The organism is Flavobacteriales bacterium (genome assembly GCA_016700415.1).
In the GTDB taxonomy this organism is placed as follows: Bacteria; Bacteroidota; Bacteroidia; order Flavobacteriales_F; family PHOS-HE28; genus PHOS-HE28.
In genome coordinates this window covers 2,353,172-2,370,901 of record CP065018.1, presented here as the reverse complement: position 1 = coordinate 2,370,901, position 17,730 = coordinate 2,353,172, and the positions used below count along the sequence as shown (strand labels likewise).

21 protein-coding genes are annotated in these 17,730 nt (G+C 58.6%); 4 read left to right on the top strand and 17 right to left on the bottom strand.

Translation table 11 applies throughout. The annotated features are described in order from the left end of the window. Positions 1-4 precede the first annotated feature (4 nt). The 16 genes from IPP95_09920 to IPP95_09845 form a co-directional block, all read right to left on the bottom strand. Positions 5-2,125, bottom strand: coding sequence for a hypothetical protein (locus IPP95_09920; protein ID QQS71504.1), 2,121 nt, complete (start codon positions 2,123-2,125; stop codon positions 5-7). A gap of 15 nt (positions 2,126-2,140) precedes the next feature. After that, on the bottom strand, positions 2,141-2,659 hold the full coding sequence (locus tag IPP95_09915; protein ID QQS71503.1) for a DUF2480 family protein: 519 nt from the start codon (positions 2,657-2,659) through the stop codon (positions 2,141-2,143). 98 nt (positions 2,660-2,757) lie between these two features. Next, complete coding sequence (locus IPP95_09910) at positions 2,758-3,078, bottom strand: DUF59 domain-containing protein (protein ID QQS71502.1); 321 nt, start codon at positions 3,076-3,078, stop codon at positions 2,758-2,760. A gap of 110 nt (positions 3,079-3,188) precedes the next feature. Then, positions 3,189-3,611, bottom strand: a complete 423-nt coding sequence (locus tag IPP95_09905; GenBank protein QQS74245.1) for a SufE family protein — start codon at positions 3,609-3,611, stop codon at positions 3,189-3,191. Continuing rightward, positions 3,611-4,900, bottom strand: a complete 1,290-nt coding sequence (locus IPP95_09900; GenBank protein QQS71501.1) for a cysteine desulfurase — start codon at positions 4,898-4,900, stop codon at positions 3,611-3,613. Before IPP95_09900 ends, IPP95_09905 begins: the two co-directional genes overlap by 1 nt. An 88-nt stretch (positions 4,901-4,988) precedes the next feature. Beyond that, positions 4,989-6,299 (bottom strand): Fe-S cluster assembly protein SufD, encoded by a 1,311-nt coding sequence (gene sufD / locus IPP95_09895; GenBank protein QQS71500.1) that lies wholly within the window; start codon positions 6,297-6,299, stop codon positions 4,989-4,991. An 11-nt stretch (positions 6,300-6,310) separates the two neighbouring features. Further along, on the bottom strand, positions 6,311-7,051 hold the full coding sequence (gene sufC / locus IPP95_09890) for a Fe-S cluster assembly ATPase SufC (protein QQS71499.1): 741 nt from the start codon (positions 7,049-7,051) through the stop codon (positions 6,311-6,313). A gap of 119 nt (positions 7,052-7,170) precedes the next feature. After that, positions 7,171-7,722 (bottom strand): TIGR04282 family arsenosugar biosynthesis glycosyltransferase, encoded by a 552-nt coding sequence (locus IPP95_09885; protein QQS71498.1) that lies wholly within the window; start codon positions 7,720-7,722, stop codon positions 7,171-7,173. Positions 7,723-7,763: 41 nt separating this feature from the next. Beyond that, positions 7,764-8,804, bottom strand: coding sequence for an arsenosugar biosynthesis radical SAM protein ArsS (arsS, locus tag IPP95_09880; GenBank protein QQS71497.1), 1,041 nt, complete (start codon positions 8,802-8,804; stop codon positions 7,764-7,766). Next, a complete protein-coding gene (locus IPP95_09875) occupies positions 8,801-9,139 on the bottom strand; it encodes a carboxymuconolactone decarboxylase family protein (GenBank protein QQS71496.1) in 339 nt (112 codons plus the stop codon). Before IPP95_09875 ends, arsS begins: the two co-directional genes overlap by 4 nt. Positions 9,140-9,164: 25 nt before the next feature. Continuing rightward, on the bottom strand, positions 9,165-9,422 hold the full coding sequence (locus IPP95_09870; GenBank protein QQS71495.1) for a hypothetical protein: 258 nt from the start codon (positions 9,420-9,422) through the stop codon (positions 9,165-9,167). A gap of 1 nt (position 9,423) precedes the next feature. Beyond that, a complete protein-coding gene (locus IPP95_09865; GenBank protein ID QQS71494.1) occupies positions 9,424-9,993 on the bottom strand; it encodes a sigma-70 family RNA polymerase sigma factor in 570 nt (189 codons plus the stop codon). Between the two features lie 174 nt (positions 9,994-10,167). Further along, positions 10,168-10,989, bottom strand: a complete 822-nt coding sequence (locus IPP95_09860; protein ID QQS71493.1) for a hypothetical protein — start codon at positions 10,987-10,989, stop codon at positions 10,168-10,170. Between the two features lie 94 nt (positions 10,990-11,083). Next, on the bottom strand, positions 11,084-11,602 hold the full coding sequence (locus tag IPP95_09855) for a rhodanese-like domain-containing protein (GenBank protein ID QQS71492.1): 519 nt from the start codon (positions 11,600-11,602) through the stop codon (positions 11,084-11,086). A 14-nt stretch (positions 11,603-11,616) separates the two neighbouring features. Continuing rightward, positions 11,617-11,844 carry a hypothetical protein gene (locus tag IPP95_09850; protein QQS71491.1) on the bottom strand — a complete coding sequence of 76 codons (228 nt, stop codon included), beginning with the start codon at positions 11,842-11,844 and terminating at the stop codon, positions 11,617-11,619. Then, positions 11,841-12,713 carry a sterol desaturase family protein gene (locus IPP95_09845; GenBank protein ID QQS71490.1) on the bottom strand — a complete coding sequence of 291 codons (873 nt, stop codon included), beginning with the start codon at positions 12,711-12,713 and terminating at the stop codon, positions 11,841-11,843. The genes IPP95_09850 and IPP95_09845 overlap by 4 nt, the downstream gene beginning before the upstream one ends. 324 nt (positions 12,714-13,037) lie before the next feature. Between IPP95_09845 and IPP95_09840 the strand changes: the two genes are divergently transcribed. The 4 genes from IPP95_09840 to IPP95_09825 all read left to right on the top strand — a co-directional run bounded on the left by IPP95_09840 (position 13,038) and on the right by IPP95_09825 (position 15,671). After that, positions 13,038-13,325, top strand: coding sequence for a transposase (locus IPP95_09840; protein ID QQS71489.1), 288 nt, complete (start codon positions 13,038-13,040; stop codon positions 13,323-13,325). Next, positions 13,322-13,864, top strand: a complete 543-nt coding sequence (locus IPP95_09835; protein QQS71488.1) for an IS3 family transposase — start codon at positions 13,322-13,324, stop codon at positions 13,862-13,864. Before IPP95_09840 ends, IPP95_09835 begins: the two co-directional genes overlap by 4 nt. Then, the gene (locus tag IPP95_09830; protein QQS71487.1) at positions 13,801-14,217 is read left to right on the top strand and encodes a transposase; all 417 of its coding nucleotides are present in this window, start codon (positions 13,801-13,803) and stop codon (positions 14,215-14,217) included. Before IPP95_09835 ends, IPP95_09830 begins: the two co-directional genes overlap by 64 nt. A gap of 524 nt (positions 14,218-14,741) precedes the next feature. Continuing rightward, complete coding sequence (locus IPP95_09825; protein ID QQS71486.1) at positions 14,742-15,671, top strand: septum formation inhibitor Maf; 930 nt, start codon at positions 14,742-14,744, stop codon at positions 15,669-15,671. Between the two features lie 152 nt (positions 15,672-15,823). On the opposite strand, the gene IPP95_09820 is transcribed toward IPP95_09825, so the two are convergent. Further along, positions 15,824-17,725 (bottom strand): class II glutamine amidotransferase, encoded by a 1,902-nt coding sequence (locus tag IPP95_09820; GenBank protein QQS71485.1) that lies wholly within the window; start codon positions 17,723-17,725, stop codon positions 15,824-15,826. Between the last annotated feature and the right edge of the window lie 5 nt (positions 17,726-17,730).

The following is a 17,730-nucleotide window of genomic DNA, read 5'->3' as shown; positions in this document are numbered from 1 at the left end:
CGTGTCAAAGCGACGGATCAACGATGCGCCCTTGGCGACGCAGCTTTCTCAATACCCGGGCCTTGGCCTTGATCGAAGCATTTCCGTGCAGCACGATCGAAGAGCCAGGCTGTATGTCCAGTTTGGCCTTGCTGTCCAAGTCCAGTACGGCGCCGGGCATCAAATGCATCACCGAGCTGTTGAGCAGCTGAAGCTTCGCCTTGCGCTCCAATTCCATGCGCGCGCCGGCCGCCACGGTGAACTGCGTCGGCGGGCTGAACCAGTACTTGCCGTGATCCCCGCCTTGTTGCTTCATGCGCGTCGGGGTTCCGGAGCGGTCGATCTTCAAGGTCTTATGCGCCGCCAAGGTGAGCGCGGTCCCTTGATATCCGTGCAGGTCGGGCAATACGATGCTGTCCGCGCAATAGCGCACGTCCGTGGTGAGGCGCGTATCACCGCTTCGGACATGCACGGTGATGGTGCCGTCAGTACGCTGTTCCAACAGGTCCACACTGATACCATTGAGATAGACCGTGCGCACATCGGGTTTCGCGCCCTTGTTCCGCTCCATGGCCATGTCGCACGCCAGGGTGAGCATGTTGGCGCTTGAGGGGTTCGTTCCCATGGCGATGCGGCTATTACCCTGTGGGGTGAAGGCTTGGCCGGAGGTTCCGAGGAACATGGCCGCATCATCCAGTTTGCCATTGCGGATCTCCACGTTCGGTACGATGGCTTCCTTGCGGGTGAGCTTGCCGTCGTTGTTCTTGTCGAACAGGGGAAATTCCTGCTGCTGGTTCCCAGTAAGCGGGTTCGCCCAGGCATCACGCACGAAATAGGGTTCCGTGCTCCCGCCCCAGAGGCAACTGGACCGGATGGTGTCACCGCGCAGGCGCCAATCGAAGTAGCCGTTGGCGGGCACGGGCCGGAGGTAGTCCGCATAGCCGCCATAGATGTCGCTGCCGGCCTTTTTCTCCTTGTCCACCTGCATCAGCGCATAGATGCCCGGGACGGCCGGATGAACGCATGCGAACCCGTCCTCATAGTGGAATTTATCCGTGGGGCAGCCGTTGCGCGACCTGGTCTGGTGGTTCTCCAACCAAAGCCACTGCGGGTAAACATAGTCCGGAAGAAAGGGCATACGGATGCGGAGCGCGTCACCGCCGGTGACAAAGTCCTTCAGGACGAAGATGCCGGTATCGCCCGCGATCGGGTCGAGGTCGCCGTTCACCTCCGATCCGGCAAGGTCATGTGCGCGAATGCGGTACCGGCTTCCCTCCGCCCGCCAACCTAAGCGGTCACGGTCCCAGGCGCACGCGGTGAGCAGCGAGCTGTTGGCCGCGCCCATCATGCTCCATCCGCCCATCATGGGCATGAAATAGCCGGTGAAGATGGGCGCGTTCCCACCGCCGCTATGGAAATTGTTGCCACCAAGAAGCAGGTGGTTGAACTCGTGCTTGAGGATCTCGAACGGCAATCCGTTCATCGCCCCGAAACGGCTTTGCGTGTCGCTGGGGTGGCCGAACAACAATCCGGCACTTCCTGCATCCGTGCTGCCCTGCCCGTGGGTGAGCACGTTGCTGTTGCGGTAGATCACCATCACGTGGTCATAGCTGTGCGGATCATCCGATCGGTTCAACTTGGGTAGGCCGGGCTTTCCCCCGTCGGTCCATTGGTCGAAGTCGGTGATGGAGAGATCGTGTGCGGTATGCAATGAACCGAGGATGTTGGCGGCCTCCCATGCCATGCCGCTCCAATCACGCAGACCGCGTTGCTCACTCTCACGCAAGGTGACCACCTGATCGATGTAGTCGCCCAGCACGGTGAACTGGCCCAAGCTCACGTCGCGGTAATAGCGCGAGACCTCGGCCTTCGGTTCCGTCAACGGAAAGGGATCGAACAGGTCGTCCTTCCATGTGGGCAGTTCACCCTTATGCCATTGGTCCGAGCCGCCTGGCTGGGGATCGTTCTTGGGGTTCTTGTCGTAGTCGACCTCCGCGAAGATCACCAGGATCCGGATGGTGCCGTGCGGACTGAGGTACCAGCCGTTCTCGCTGTTGGGCACGTTCAAGCTGTCCTGCACGGCGTGATCCTGGGCAAGAAGCGCATGCCACAGCAGAAGGGACAGCAGTAAAACGTACACGCGCATGATGCCCAAGGTAGACTATGCTTTCGGAGCCTTGTAAAGCGGCACGGTGCTGCAGGGTTCGCCGAACATCAGGCTCTTCACCACGGGCAACAGCTTCGCTGAAAGTTCCACGTAGCTGTTCAATGGTACCGGCAACTTGCTGCAGCCCTTCACCACGATGCGGGCGTCCCGATAGGGTTCAACATCCAACAGCTGCACGAAGCGCGTACACACGGCACGTTCCAGTTGCCCGGCATCACCCTGTGTTACGAAAGCGGCATAAGGTTGCAGATGCGTGGCCACCAACATATAGGCCCATGTTGGGATGATCGCATCCACGGAGCAGTGTACCGAAACGAATTGGCCTTGGTATTGTGACCATTGGTGATCTTTCACGAATGCACGGAAGTCTTTTTCCTTCAGCGCGATGCCCTCCCACAGCAGTGGTGCGATATCGAAGACGATGCGTTCGCCATGCGGATAAAGATCCTCCAAGTCCAAGGTTTGAATACCGCTGGAAGCGACCTTATTGATGATGGAACCTTCGTCGCTCATGGATCTGCGTTGCGCTATCGTTGCGTCGTAGCGGTTCTATTTTTCTTCTCTGCGCCCCTGCCTGCGGTAGGCAGGTCCGCGCCTCCGCGGCTTTTTTTTCACATGAACCCCAGCTCCAACTGCGCGGCTTCGCTCATCATGTTGCGGTCCCAAGCAGGCTCGAAAGTAAGTTCCACCTTGGCACCGTTCGCGCCCATGGTCTCGGCCACTTTCTCCTCCACTTCGCCCGGCAACGTGCCGGCCACCGGACAAGCCGGGCTGGTCAAAGTCATTTTGATGTAGATGCTCGCATCGTCGCGTACCACCACATCGTAGATCAGGCCCAGCTCGTAGATGTCCACGGGGATCTCGGGGTCATAGATCGTCTTGAGGGTCATGATCACACGCTCCTCCAATTGCTTCTTTTCGTCGTTGGTCATTAAGCGCAAGGAATTTCACACCGCCAAGACACTAAGAACGCCAAGGCTGCGCAACGTGGCGAAAACCGTTGCGTTCGTGGCGTCGTGGCGGTGAAAAGGTGTTCGCATGATCACTTCGTGGAATAAGCCAGTGCATAACGTTTCATCTGGTCCAGCATGGCCACCACGCCATTGCTGCGGTTGGGGGAAAGGTGCTCGCGCAGGCCGATCCGGTCGATGAAGGTGAGCGGTGTGCTCATGATCTCCTGCGGTGTCCGATCGTTCAACACGCGCACCAGCAGCGCCACCAATCCCTTGGTGATCATCGCGTCGCTATCCGCGGTGAAATGGACCGTCTCTCCCCGTGGTTCGGCAGTGAGCCAGACGCGGCTCTGGCATCCGCGCACGAGGTTCTCTTCGGTCTTGAATTCGGCAGCGATCAACGGCAGTTCCTTGCCCAGCTCGATCAGCTGCTCATAGCGATCCTGCCAATCGCCGAGCATCGCGAACTCGTCCACGATCTCTTGTTGGGCTTGTTCCAAGGTCGTGTCCATCATCGCAGCATCTTCACCGCCTTCTTCGTCGCCGCAACCATGACATCCACCTCGGCGATCGTATTGAAAGGTGCGAAGCTGGCCCGCGTGGTCCCGCTCACGCCGAAGCGTTCCATCAGCGGTTGCGTACAGTGGTGGCCCGTGCGCACCGCGATGCCTTGTTGGTCCAGCAAGGTGCCGAGGTCATAGTGGTGGACACCAGCTCCAGCGCGCCCTTCGAGACCCTCAGGGTGCGCTGGGTCGATGACGAAGCTGATCACGCCCACTTTTTCTTTCGCTGTGCCGATAATGCGCAGGCCATCAATGGCAAGTAACTCCTTGGTGGCGTGTTCCAACAGTGAATGCTCGTGCGCGGCCATGGCGCTGAGGTCGTAATCCCGCATCCAGCGCACGGCCTCGCCCAAGCCGATGATGCCCGCGATGTGCGGCGTGCCGGCCTCGAACTTGAAGGGCAGTTTGGCGTAGGTGGTCTTCTCGAAGGTGACCTGGTCGATCATCTCGCCGCCGCCTTGCCACGGTGGCATTTGCTCCAGCAGCTCCTCGCGCCCGTAGAGCACGCCGATGCCGGTGGGCGCGTACATCTTGTGCCCGCTGAAGGCATAGAGGTCGCAGCCGAGGTCCTGCACGTCCACGGGCAAATGCGGGATGGCCTGCGCGCCGTCCACCACGGTGATGATGCCGCGCTTCTTCGCCTCCGCGATCAGTTCCTTTATCGGATTGATCGTGCCGAGTGTATTGCTGACGTGGGAGATCGCGAGGATCTTGGTGTGATCGGTGAACACGCCGGGATTCCGGGTCGGGCCCGGAATGACGAGTTCGCCGGAATCCGTGATCGGGATCACCTTCAGCTTCGCACCGTAGCGCTCGCATGCCAGTTGCCACTGGACGATGTTCGCGTGGTGCTCCATGCCGCTGATGAGCACTTCATCGCCCTTTTTCAGCAGCAATTGGCCGAGGCTGCTTGCCGCGAGATTGAGGCTCGCCGTGGTGCCGCTGGTGAAGATCACCTCGTGCGCATGCTTCGCGTTGATGTGCGCGCGGACGGTCTCGCGGGCGGCTTCCTGCGCTTCCGTGGCCAGCGTGCTCAACGTGTGTACACCGCGATGCACGTTGGCATTGATCGTCGCGTAGTAGGCGCTCTCGGCCTTGATCACACGGCGCGGCTTTTGGCTGGTGGCGGCGTTGTCGAAGTAGACCAGTGGCTTGCCATGCACCAGTTCCTTCAAGATCGGGAACTGCGCACGGATCTCCTCCACATTGAAGACCGGTGTGATGGTAGCGAGCGTCATGGTTTTATACCGCTAAGGACACGAAGGGCGCGAAGAAGGTTGGAGTGGTCAAACCCTTTGTGTCCTTCGCGTTCTTCGTGGTAGTCATTCAGATCTCCTCCAATTTCGCGTCGATCATTCCCTCCAGGTGCTTCCGCCAATCCGGGTTCACGATCCGGTCTAGCACGTTGGTCATGAAGGCATGCGACATCATGCGGCGCGCCTCTGCCTCGCTTACGCCGCGTGAACGGAGATAGAAGATCGCTTGCTCGTCCATGCGGCCGATGGTGCATCCGTGGCTGCACTTCACGTCGTCGGCGTAGATCTCCAGCTCGGGCTTCGAGAACACGCGGGCATCATCGCCTTGCAGGATGTTCGCGTTGCTTTGGTAGGCGCGGGTGCGTTGGGCGTCCTGCTTAACGAAGACCTTGCCGTTGAAGACGCCCGTGGCCTTTCCCGCCACGATGCCTTTGTAGAGTTCGTCGCTGGTGCAGTCCGGCACGTCGTGGCCGATGTAGCTGTGGTTGTCGCAGTGCGCGTTGCCGTCCAAGAGATACACACCGCTCAGTTCGGCATGCGCTTCGGGACCGGCGAGCGATACGTTCACCTCATTGCGCACCAGTGGTCCGTAAAGCGTCGTGGTGTCGATACTGAAGTGTCCTTTGGCCGCTACGGTCACGCTGTCGAGGTTGATGTCCGCCGGGCCATCCGCTTCGTTCTGCAAAAGATGCAACGTGAGGCTCGCACCTTCGCCCACCGCGCTTTCGCGAATGCCGTTCACCAAGGAAGTGGCCGTCTCGCCGATGGCGATGTGCTCATCGATCACTTCCAATTCCGCTCCTTCATGCAGCATGAAGAGGTCGCGCGGCTGGATCAGCATCGGGGCAGCACCCTTCTCACCAATGGTGATGCGCAGGACGTGGATCGGCTTGCTCGCCTTTGAACCTTTGGTAGCGAGTATGATGAGGCCGTCCGTTGGTCCGGCTGTGTTCATCGCCGTGAACAGGCGATCGCCGATGGTAGCGATGTGACCGTAGTTCGCTTTCAACGGGCCATGGCCGAGATGATGGGTGATGCTGTCGATCACCACGCCCTTGTCCGTTTTTAGATCATCGCTGAGGTCTGCGCGGAAGTGACCGTTGACGAAAACCACGCGGGTGGTCGGGAACGGTAAACGTGCAGGAAGTTCAACGTCAACAGGCGCAACGGGCGCGACGTAATTTGATGAGAAGAGCTTGGTGACGCGCGTGTATTTCCACTTCTCGGTACGCCGGTCCGGGATCGGTAGCTCGTGCGCGAGCGCTAAGGCTTCCGCAGCACCGGGCCATGTGCTGCCTTCCATTGCGGATAGCACGGTGACCTTGGGATCAGATAGATCTTCCGGGGCGGAAGATCTTCCGCCCTTACTGTGTGCTATCATCTGATCGGCATTCATCCCTTCACCCAATCATATCCCTTCTCCTCAAGCTCCAGCGCCAGTTCCTTCGGGCCGCTCTTGATGATCTTGCCGTCCGCCATCACGTGTACCACGTCGGGGATGATGTAGTCCAGCAGGCGCTGGTAGTGCGTCACCACGATGAAGGCGTTGTCGGCGGTGCGCAGTTTGTTCACGCCGCCGGCCACGATGCGCAATGCGTCGATGTCCAGGCCGCTATCGGTCTCGTCAAGGATGCCGAGCTTGGGTTCCAGCATGGACATCTGGAAGATCTCGTTGCGCTTCTTCTCACCGCCGCTGAAGCCCACGTTGAGGTTGCGGTTCATCAATGCAGGGTCCATCTCCACCAGCTTTGCGCGTTCGCGGACCAAGGCGAGGAAGTCCTTACCGCCCAGTTCCGCTTCGCCGTTCGCCTTACGCTTCTCGTTCAGCGCGGTACGCAGGAAATTCATATTGCTCACCCCGGGGATCTCCACCGGATATTGGAATGCGAGAAAGATGCCCTTCCAAGCACGTTCCTCCGGGGCCAGTTCCAACAGGTCTTCACCAAAGTAGCTTACACTGCCACCGGTGACCTCATATTCGGAACGGCCCGCGAGCACATTGGCCAGCGTGCTCTTGCCGCTGCCATTCGGCCCCATGATGGCATGGATCTCTCCCGCCTTCACTTCCAGGTTGAGACCTTTCAGTATTTCCTTGCCCTCGATCCGGGCATGGAGTTCTTGGATCTTCAGCATAGTGTTCAGGCTCAGCCGATAATCGGCTTATTTGGATTGATTCTAAGTAGGGTATCGGACGCAAAGGTAGCCCCCCGAACGATGGCTTACAAGCCTGAGAACAAAGGGGAAAGGAGCGCTTAAGGAAGCCCTGTGGCCTCCAAGTCCGCTTCGGTGTCGATGTCGATCAGCTCCGGCAGTGCTTCCCATGTGCGGCCGAGCCGTTCCAAGTCTTCCGTGGTCCGCTTGAAAACGGTGTCCGTACTCCAGGTTTTTCCTTGGAAGAGCTCCGCACAGGGCTTCCGCAGGCCCAAGAGGTAGTAGCCGCCATCATTGGCCGGACCGATCACCGCGTCGTGTGTTCCCAGCGCCTTCAACGCTTCGCGCAGCAGTGCCTCCGAGAGCTGCGGCAGGTCCGTACCGATGATGATGATCGGCCCGTGTCCATTCACAAAGCCGTTGTCGAACGCGCGTTGCATGCGTTCACCGAGGTCCGCTCCGATCTGCTGATGCACGGAGTAGCCCAATACAGCGCATGGCTCATTCGGCGGAATGTCATCGGAGTACCACGCTTGGCGGTCCACGCCAAGTTTCGCGCCTTCTTCGATGGTATGCTGCAGCAACCGCTTGTAGATCACCAATGCACGCTCCTTCCCGAGTGTGGCCGCCAAGCGCGTCTTCACTTTCCCCAACACGGGAGCCCGCAGAAATACAAGAAGCAACGGCCTGCTGTTCATGCCACAGTGCCGCCGCAACTGCTGCCCGCACCGGCAGTGCATCCGTAGCAATGCCTGCCCGTGACGATGACCCGACCTTCAACGTTCGCCTTGGCCAGATCACGGATGTGGCGCGGCATGCCGGCGCTCAATGGCAGATCCAACATCTGGTTGAAGTCGCAGTCGAAGATGCTGCCGTCGTGCGAGACGGAGATCATGTTGCGGCACATCACGCCTTTCACTGCGGCGGGGTTGAAGGCGTTCACCAAGCGTTCCATGTATTCTTCGTAGTGTTCCTTTCGGACCAAGTAATCCAGGAAGCGGCTGATGGGCAGGTTGGTAATGGCGAACAGCTTGTGGAACCGGATGCCGTGGTCGGCCATCAGGCTTTTCTTGAACTGTTTCTCCAATTCATCCTGTGAACCGGGCAGGAACGCGCCTGCTGGGTTGTACACGAGGTTCAGCTGGAGGTCGCTGTCCGGCATGCCGTAGCCCACGGCGTTCAGCATCTTCAAGGCTTCGATGGAATGTTCGAAGACGCCCTTGCCGCGCTGGCGGTCTGTTCTGTCGGCGGTGTAGAAGGGCAGCGAGCTCACTACTTCCACCTTGTGCTTGCGATAGAATTCCGGCAGGTCGTGGTACTTCTTGTTGGCGAGGATGATCGTGAGGTTGCAGCGCACGATGATGTGACAGCCCTTCTCGCTCAGTCGTTCCACGAACCAGCGGAAATCCGGGTGCATCTCCGGCGCGCCGCCGGTGAGGTCCACCGTGTGTACCGGGTGTGCGTCGAGCGAGTGCAGGCAATCCTCCATTACCTCGCGGCTCATGCGCTCCTTGCGGTCGGGGCCGGCGTCCACGTGGCAATGCACGCAGGTCTGGTTGCACATACGGCCCAGGTTGAGCTGTAGCACTTCCAGCTCGCTGGAACGCAGCTCGGGCAGTCCGCTTTGAGCAAGTTTATCCGCGAAGAACGGTAGTGCCGAACCCGGATCCTCCAGCACGAGCCGTTGCTCGGAAGTCGCGCTCAACAAGGCGTGTTGTGCCAGAAGGCTCTTCATGCCCCGGTGAGGTCCTTTACATGGTTCATCATCTGTGTGCCATGCACCAAGGTGGCCCCACCGCGGATCGCGGCCGCCACATGCACGGCCTCCATCATCTGGGCCTCGCTGCAGCCTTTCTCCAGCGCGTCGGTGCTATATGCGTCAATGCAGTAAGGGCATTGCACGCCATGGGCCACGGCCAGCGCGATCAAGGATTTCTCCCGTGCCGTGAGCGCGCCTTCCTTGAACACCTCGCCGTACCACGCGAAGAACTTGTCGGCCAAGGGTTTCTGGAACTCGGCGATATCACCGAATTTGCCGAGGTCCGCCGGGTCGTAATACTTCTTTGACATGTTGATCGGAAGCGTTTTGGGTATTCTATTTATTACTGTCGACCGCTGCTATGATGCGTTCCTCCAGCGGCCCGGTAGGCAGGGGCACGGTCGTATCGCCACGTTGTTCGAGGAGCGAGTCGATCAGCTTGCTCTGTTGCTGGTATGCCTTACAGCCGGCACATATCCGGGCGTGCAACCACAGTTGGACCGCTTGCCCGGCGGGAAGCGGTGCGAAGGACTGCCGTTCGGTGAGCTCCGCAGCCTTGCGGCAGGAGAGCAGGAGGGTTTGCATGAGTCCCATATCAACGGCGGTGGTTCTTATTCATCTTGGTGCTGATGCATTCGCGCAGTCGCACCTTCGCCCGGTGGATCTGTTGCCAGTAGTTCGTCGCGGTGATGCCCAGCTCCTGACAGATGGCCCCGGCGTCTTTCTCATTGAGAAATTTCATTTCCACCGCAGCGCGCCAATGGACAGGCAATTGCTGGAGGCAATCCGCGAGGAAGCGCTGGAGTTGTTCATCCTGATCCGGTCCGTCGAGGCCCCATTCCTGGGGGATGTGCCCTGGGGCCCAATGTCCGTCGCCAGCGAAGAAATCCGCGTCCATCGGTTCCAGGCCATGGACCACGGGATCCCGGTAAGCTTTGCGCCAATGGTCGGCGATCTTGTTCTTCAGAATGGAAAAGAGCCAGGTGCGCGGGCTGCTCTGCTGCGCGAATTTCTCCCGGCCTTCCCAAGCGGCGATGAAAGCCAACTGCACCAGGTCCTCGGCGATCGCCTCCTCGCGCACGCGCGCCTTGGTATAGCGGAGCAGGTCCGCAGTGTGGGCATGCACCCAGTCATCGAACTCGCGTTTTCCCACTCCGCCCCCCATGCGGACAAATCTATTCCGTGGTGACCAGATCCATTTCCTGAACTTCGCACCATGAGAACCTCGGACCGGCAAACGATCCGTTCGGACTACCCCGGGCTGGAAAGCACAACTTATGTGGAGCGGTTGGTGAAGGGAGTTGCGTGAGGGTATGATCCGCGTCACTTTGACCAATTCTCACCGCCGGAATTTTACGATGAACGACCCGGCCACCAATATCGCCTGGTCCACGTTCCGCCCGGCGAGCACGTAACTCACCTCGCCTACAACCCCGAGGCGTTTTCCAACGGGCCGGTAGTATTTCCCTCCGGCCTTCACGAAGTCCACGCCGAGCTGCGTGAAGCTCATCGGCGCCAATTCGCCCATGCCCCGGTAGTTCTTGCCACCGTCCGCTTTCTGGCCTTGGACGTAGATCTCCCAGTAATGCTTGGTGTTGAAATGTCCGAAACGCAAGGTGCCGATAAGTGCGTCGGGCGTTGGGTCCGAGGCGAACACCTCACCTCCAACCAAGCTCACGAAGCATCCCGCATCCCAGGTGTATTGCACCACGCCCATGGGGATCACGCTTGTGGCGTGTTGCCCGATCGCGTTCACGCCTTCGGTCTGGTAATCCGTGAGCGGAAAGCTATATCCCAACGCAGGGCCGAGCGTGAGCTTCCCCTTACCCAGTGCGGTCTTCACGGGTAGCCACTTCAGGTAGACCGAGGCATCCTGAAAGCCCGCCTCGGTGCTGTTGCTGATGAACGGGATGCTGAGCTGCAGATCCAGATCCTCCGTGATGCCCCCTGCGGCAAAGAGCGTAGCAGCGATCCGGGAACGCTTGATCGCAGCGGTGCCTTCCGCGAGGTAATAGGCCAAACCCTTCTCATAGCTGAGCGAAGCCACCACATCCACGTTGCCCGCGCCTTTGTTGAAACCGTCCACCTGCGCTTCCGCCACGGGCGAGAACAAGCATGCGATAAAAACGTGTTTCCAATGCTTCGTGATGAGGTTGTTCATGTGCATAAGGTAAGGGAGAAGTCGGGAGTCTGTGAGTCGGGAGTCAGGAGTCTGGCCCGGATGAGACTCCTGACTCAGGACTCCGGACCCATGACTAATAAACTTTCACTCCTTTAAGCACCCAGCGCGACCAGTTCTTGTTGTAGCCGTGGACGCGATCGGTCGGTTGCCCCGAATCGTCCACGACGGTGTGGCCCGTGTTCACCCATTCAAAGATGCCGCCATAGAGGTTCTTCACATTGGTAAAGCCGGCCTTCAGTAGTTTCTCGGTGACCTTTTCACTGCGATAGCCTATGGAACAATACACAACGATGGCGGTGTCTTTCGGCAGGTCCTTCACACGGGAGAGATCGAAGTCTCCATAGCCTACGCGGCGCGCACCGGCGATGTGGCTCACGTCATACTCCTCGGCGGGGCGGGCATCCAGCAACATGGGCGCGTGCTCCTTAGCCAGTTGAGGCACATCGATCACGGGCGTTTTGTCCGAGAGCAGGTGCTGCAACTTCTCTTGGTATGCCGGTTCTTGCACGTGCTGTGCATGAACTCCGATCACGCCAAAGAGCAGAAAGAATAGCACGCCGATGGCCCGGATGGAAGAGTGGGAATGGCGCATCTGTGAAGGAGTGATCAGGTGACAGGTTGCTTGCGCATCAACCGCAAGATACCGAGCCTCAACAGCAGAATGATGGGAAAACCGTGCCACAGCATGTCCAGCCAGTCCATCGTCTGCATGCCGTGCGCGCCACCGGCCACCCAACGCAGTTTGCCCCACAGGTGCGGTTCCGGGAAGAAGGGCATCAAGCCCAACAAGATCGCCATGGGCAACAAGACTTTCCAATCGTTGACGAAGTTCATTTTTTCGTAGGTGGAAAAGCAAGTTGCTTGATGAATCTTTTCGGGAACGTCTCGTCACCGGGAAAGCCGAGTTCGATATCACGACCGTTGGAAGGGATCACGGCGGTGCCGAAGAGATAGTCCCATAGGCTGAGGCTGATGCCGTAGTTGATGCCGTATTTCCTACCTGCGGGAAGCTCCTTCACATGATGCCAGATGTGCATCCGTGGGTTGTTCAGCACATACTTCAGCGGACCATAGCTGAGGTTGAGGTTGCTGTGGTTGAGGTGCCCGATGGCGGTGGCAAAAATGTGGACGATGAAAAAGTCCTCCAGCCCGAAACCGATCATGGCGAGCGGGATGTACTGCGCGCTTTTGTAGAACACGTTCTCCATCCAATGGAAGCGCAGGTGCGCCGCGAAGCCCATCTGTTTCACACTGTGATGCACTTGGTGGAATTTCCACATCCACGGCACACGGTGCAGCATGCGGTGGACGTTCCAATGGATAAAGTCCGCCACTAAGAAGAGCGTGAGGAGTTGTGCCCAACGAGGCCAAGACCCGACCTGGATGGCTACGATATTGGTGATGCCGATACCTGCCAGCGCGCTGTTGAAGAGGTCCACCGCCACGTTGCTCACCGCGTTGTAGGCGATCAGCGAGAAGAGGAAATAGTTGAAGAACATGTAGAAGCCGTCCAGCCAGAAATCTTGCCGGATGCGCGGCTGGTCCTTGCGCCACGGAAAGAGGATCTCCGCCGTCCACGCGAAGAGCGAGAGCCCCACCAGCCACCAGAAGTAGTTGTGCCAGCTGAGGTGTGAGATCTCCCCCAGGAGGTAGTTCCAGTAACCCGTGTAGGAGTTGACGATGATGTCCCAATAGTGTTGCATGTTGCGCGGCGCGAAGCTACCGGGTGGGAAAGGGAGGCTTGGTGAGATGTGTCACGGGTTGAAGCACAAGCGCTACAGTGTGAGGCAAAATGTGTGCTTTCCCATGGACATCAAGATAATCGTGAAATCAGGCGGACGGCTTGCCTCTATCTCTTTTGAACCAACCGTAATGATCACAGAACGAGTCGCGTTTGTCGAACAAGCCAGGTTCTCGCCCATCACAAATTACCCAGAAGTGGGTATTGTTTCAAACTCTGTCGATGGCCACCTGTAGTACTCCCCAAAAACTGGACAGGTAGCTAAGGTGGCTAAACTTGTCCAAGGATGACCCGAAAAAGCAGAAGGAAGTTCACTCCCGCGTTCAAGGCTCAAGTTGCGCTTGAGGCCGTGAAGGAGAACCATACGATGGCAGAGCTGGCGATGCGCTTTGAGATCGCACCAGCACAGATCGGCCAATGGAAGAAGCAGTTGGCGGAGAACGCCGCTGGGGTCTTTGAAGGGACCCCGACGGCGTCCTCCGCCATGCCAGGTGGTCACGACCCCGAAAAGTTGTTCGCCGAGATCGGCAGGTTGAAAATGGAGAACGACCTGCTAAAAAAAACAGTCCGATGAGCGTGGCACAAAAGCGGCATGCCATTGCCACCGTGCAGGAAGGCAGCATCATGGAGCGCTGCCAGGCGCTGGACCTGCACGCAGCAGCTTCTACTATCAGCCCAAAGGAGAAAGCGTTGAACTTGGAATTGATGCGTTTGATGGATGAAGAGTACACCAAGCATTGCTTCCATGGAGTGATCGGCATGCGCGACTTTCTGAGGCTTGAAAAGGGCTATTGGGTGAACGAAAAGCGGGTGCGCAGGCTCCTTCGGCTAATGGGCTTGGAGGCCGTTGCGCCCAAGCCTGACCTGAGCAAACCCGCCAACGGGCATAGGGTCTATCCCTACTTGTTGAGAGGTGTGCAGATTGAAGCTCCGGGGCATGTTTGGAGCACCGACATCACCTACATCGCCATGGGCAAAGGGTTCCTGTATCTCACCGCCGTGATGGACTGGCACAGCCGCTACGTGCTCTCTTGGCGATCAGCAACACCTTGGACACCTCCTTCTGTCTGGAAGCTTTGCATGGTGCGCTGTTGCAATATCCTGCACCAATGATCTTCAATACCGACCAAGGCAGCCAATACACCAGCGACCTCTTTACCGGGGCGTTGATCCAGGAAGGCATCAAGGTGAGCATGGATGGCAAGGGCCGGGCTACGGACAATGCGTTCATCGAACGACTTTGGAGAAGCGTGAAGCAGCAATGCGTCTATCGCCATAGCCCCGCCGATGGGAATGAGCTGCGCAGCCTTCTGGCCGAGTACTTCGCCTATTACAACCACCAACGACCACACCAGCACCTGGATGGACTGACCCCGGCACACCTTTACTTTGGTCTGCCCGATACCCGGAACCGTACCCTGACACCAAACCTTGTTGAACCCCAATTCACACTAACAAACGCCTGAAACGTGTCCAGTGAATGGGGAGTACCTCACAAAGGCAGATTCTCGGATATCGAATAGTGAATGGGCTTGATGTTCAACTGAATTGCATTGTGAGCCAGCCGATCGCCATGGGACCATCCCCTCCGGAGATGCGCCTTCGTGTGTTGCGCTGGATGTCAGATATACGGGCTGTGGAACAGTGAATCTTGTTCCTCGCGAACGCCCCACGAACCACCAGAAGTAGTTGTGCCAGCGCAGGTGCGTGATCTCCCCCACGAGGTAGTTCCAGTAGCCCGTATAAGAGCCGACGATGATGTCCCAATAGTGCAGCATGCGATCGCGGCGCGAAGCTACCGGGTGGGAGCGGGAGGGTTAGTGAGATGTGTCACGGTTGTTGGAGCCACGGAGAGCGCAGAGAGTGCAAACTCGTCGTGATCGTTATGACACTCCTCCTCCGCGAACTCCGCGCCCTCTGCGGTTAACCATCGATTTTCGTTGCGTTCGTGGCGCGCGTTGCGGTAAAAACCATTCCCGAACTTTGTACCATGAAACGCACATGGCCATTAGCGATCGGTGTCGGTGCCATCACCGTATTGCTGGCCACTTGTTCAGCTGGCCCTTCGGAAACGCACAGTCCTGAAACAAAGTCCGTAGGCGTCGCCCCTTCTGCGGAATTCAACACCTACTGGCACCAAGGCAAGGCGGAGTTGAGCCACTACGCGCTCACCCAAGCGCGCTACGGCGAGTTGCGCGATGGTAATGCAGTGCTCGTCTTCGTCACGGAGGATGTTCTCGATAGCGCACAAGTCAAGTATGAAGGCCAAGGCGATGCACCGCACACCAGCGTGTTGAAGCTGAACCGGATCGACCGCTTCGTCACCGGCATCTACGACTACTCATTGATGACAAGCACCTTCAGCCCCGTGGACGGCACGCCGCCGATGAAGGTGAGCTGCAGCACGCAGGACTGGTGCGGACAGATGTTCATGCAACTGAACCGGCAGGCCGACGGTTATCGCTACGAGCTGCGCAGCTACTTCCAGGCCGATGGCGATAAGAACGGCACGATCGACCACGTCGCGCTGGAGGACGACATCATGAACCAGATCCGCATCGACCCGACGAAGCTTCCCACGGGCACGGTGGACATGCTGCCCACGCTGAGCTACCTGCGCCTGATGCACAAGCCCGCACAACCCGTGAAGGTGGAAGCAGCGCTCACCACACAAGGCGACACCAGCACTTACAGCATGCGCTTCGCATCATTGGACCGCATGGTATCCATCCACTTCGGCACCGCCTTTCCGCATGTGATCTTCGGCTGGGATGAAACTCGCCCCGACGGCTTCGGCGAAAAAGCGCACTCGCTCACTACCTCCGCACGACTAAAAAAACAAGTGATGGAACCGTACTGGGGACAGCACGCCGTGGCCGACTCGACTTACCGCCGGGCGTTGGGGTTAAAGTGTTTTTAATCGCAGAGATTTCAGGTCGCTGTTTTTTTCAAACGCAACGTTCGCAACGAGCGCAAGGCAATGCAGCGTGTAAAAGAGGGTGGTGAAAACCTTGGTTCAGGAAGGGTGTCTGGTATTCGCGCCTCCGCGCCCCTGCAGCTTATCTCACAACCTTAGTATGCCCGTACGTTCTTCCCCTGCCTCCAGTTGATGTATGCCCGGTTCACCACACGGTTGCCGCCCGGAGTGGGGTAGTCGCCGGTGAAGTACCAATCACCCGTATGGTCCGGGCAGGCGGCGTGCAGGCCCTCGATGCTTTGGTACACGATGTTCACCTCCGCCTTGATCTCCGGAGAGGTCAACAGTTCACCGATCCGCTTGCTGATCTGCTCCGCGGTGAACGGCCGATAGATGTCCTTCACGATGTTGGTCTGCTCCGTGATCGGCTTGTCCACCATGGCGAGGCAACGGTCATACACGTCGTCGATGATGTTCTCTTGCTTGGTCTCTTTCAGGAGGGAAATGGCCGCTTGGAAGGCTGCGAGGTCGCCCATCTTTGCCATGTCGATGCCGTAGCAATCGGGGTAGCGGATCTGCGGTGCGCTGCTCACTACCACGATCTTCTTCGGCTCGAGCCGGTCCAGCATTTTCAGGATGCTCTGCTTCAGCGTGGTGCCGCGCACGATGCTGTCGTCGATCACCACCAGCGAATCCACGCCGGGACGCACGGTGCCGTAGGTGATGTCGTAGACGTGCGCCACGAGGTCCGCGCGCGAGTTCTCGTTGGTGATGAAGGTGCGCAGTTTCGCGTCCTTGATCGCCACTTTCTCCAATCGCGGACGCAATGCAAGGATGGCCCGCAACTTCGCCGGGTCGGGCTTCGGGCCCAGCTCCAGGATGCGGCGTTCCTTCACATGGTCCAGTTCGTCCTCCATCTGCTTTAACATGCCGTAGCAGGCCACTTCCGCAGTGTTTGGAATGAATGAGAACACCGTGTTCTCCAAGTCGTGGTCGATCATTTCCAAGATCGCGGGGCACACGGATCGGCCCAATGCAATGCGCTCGCGGTATACGTCCATATCGCTGCCCCGGCTGAAGTAGATGCGCTCGAAACTGCACGAACGTTTTTCCAAGGGCGGCAGGATCTCTTCGGTGGAATAGGAGCCGTCTTTCTTCACGATCAAGGCTTTGCCCGGCTCCAGTTCATGTACCTGCTCCACTTTCAGGCCAAAGGCCGTCTGTATCGCAGGACGTTCGCTGGCGGCCACCACCACTTCGTCATCGGCATACCAGAAGCACGGACGGATGCCGGCGGGGTCACGCAGCACGAAGGCATCGCCATGACCGATGAGGCCCGCCAGCGCGTAGCCTCCGTCAAAGTCGATCGCGCTCTGTTGCAGGATGCTCTTCACGTCCAGCTTCTCCTCGATCATCTTGGTGATCTGCCGGTCGTTGTAGCCGAGCTGGTGGTAAATGCCGCGCAGCCGCTCGTTCTCCATGTCCAGGTAGTGCCCGATCTTCTCCAGCACCGTCATGGTGTCGCTGCGTTCCTTCGGCGTTTGGCCGATGCTGACGAGCAGATTGAAAAGCTCGTCCACGTTGGTCATGTTGAAGTTGCCGGCCACCACGAGGTTGCGCGTGATCCAATTACTGAGGCGGCGGCGCGGGTGGCAGTTCTCCAGCTCGTCCTTGCCGAAAGTGGCATAGCGTAAGTGGCCCAGCAGCAATTCGCCCACGTAGGGCGCGGTCTGCTTCAACAGCTCGGCATCGTTCTCCGCTTTGGGGTATTCCACCAGCGCTGCACCGATCCCCTTGTGGATACGGTCGAAGATCAGCTGGATGGCGTCCTTCGAAGTGCTGCGGTCGCGATCGATGAAGTTGGCTCCCGGCAGCGGGTCCAGTTTAATGGTGGCCACGCCCGCACCGTCCTGGCCGCGGTTGTGCTGCTTCTCCATCAGCAAGTACAGCTTGGTGAGGCCGTACAGCGCGCTACCGTACCGCTCCTGAAAGTGTGCCAACGGTTTGCGCAAGCGGATGAAGGCCAGACCGCATTCGTGCTTGATCGCGTCGCTCATGGGGT